This is a genomic window from Vibrio minamisatsumaniensis (assembly GCF_050337445.1).
Taxonomy (GTDB): Bacteria; Pseudomonadota; Gammaproteobacteria; order Enterobacterales; family Vibrionaceae; genus Vibrio; species Vibrio artabrorum.
Map to the genome: position 1 here is coordinate 1 of NZ_JAKJSY010000179.1, position 955 is coordinate 955.

A 955-nucleotide genomic window follows, 5' to 3' on the forward strand; every position below is an offset into this window, starting at 1 on the left:
AGCTTGCTCTGCCAATAATCGTTTGAGTTTGGCATTTTCAGTGGCGAGCTCCCTTTCTCTATCGCTGATTTTCGCATCTTTTTTGACGGCTTTACGCCACCCATAAATTTGAGATTCATATAGCGAAAGCTGTCGTGCGGCAGCAGAGACACCGACTTTCTCTGCTAACTTAAGCGCTTCGGCTTTAAATTCAGGAGCATGTTTGATTCGTGTTTTCTTAGTTGTCATTGTTCACCTCGTTAGTGATTGTACTCACTTAACTCGGTGTCCAAAACTTCTGGTGCGGATCAAACCATTTTAGAGCAGATTCAGCCGCGCGTTGGTAGTCAGGCTTGAATTTTTTGTTAGGTGTTACTATTTCGTATTCATTAACTTGGCAAAGAACCACTAATTTAACGCATTACGATAAACGAAACCCAAATCTTTTACTTAATTTGGCAGCCAAATGTGATGAGCTTAAAACAAGTATTCTGCTGATTTGATTGATAAAATCAAAGCACCTTTGCACCAGTGAAACATTCAGCCAACCTACGCCATTTTCCAATGAAGCAACCCACGAACATTGGCATGAGAAAAAGCGAAAGAAACGTGATGATTGGGACAGACCAAGCTGACTTGCTGACATCTGTAAACGGATGGCTAGAGAAATCCCCGAATCTTCTTCCCAAAAATTATGCTTTTCTCTTCGTAAACCTAACGAATGACATGGATTCCCCCCTTCCGAGGATCTGCCACACTTATGTGGTACTTAATTGCACCGAAGGCACCATGTCTGATTTTTCTTATTTCTGCGGTATCGACCTAGCTAAAAACCACTTCAGTCTTCATGCCGTAGACAAAAATGGTAAGGTCATACTTCATAAGTCGGTAACTCGCTCTAAACTACTGACTACAATAGCAAATATGCCACTCATGCGTATAGGCGTTGAAGCGTGTGGTGGTGCACATTATTGGG

1 protein-coding gene and 1 pseudogene are annotated in these 955 nt (G+C 42.1%); one reads left to right on the forward strand and one right to left on the reverse strand.

Translation table 11 applies throughout. The annotated features are described in order from the left end of the window. Positions 1-228: transposase (locus tag L4B77_RS20095; protein WP_429751821.1), on the reverse strand; the 228-nt coding region annotated here is incomplete at its 3' end. A gap of 339 nt (positions 229-567) precedes the next feature. Between L4B77_RS20095 and L4B77_RS20100 the strand changes: the two are divergent. After that, positions 568-955, forward strand: a pseudogene (locus tag L4B77_RS20100) (hypothetical protein); the annotation flags it as partial.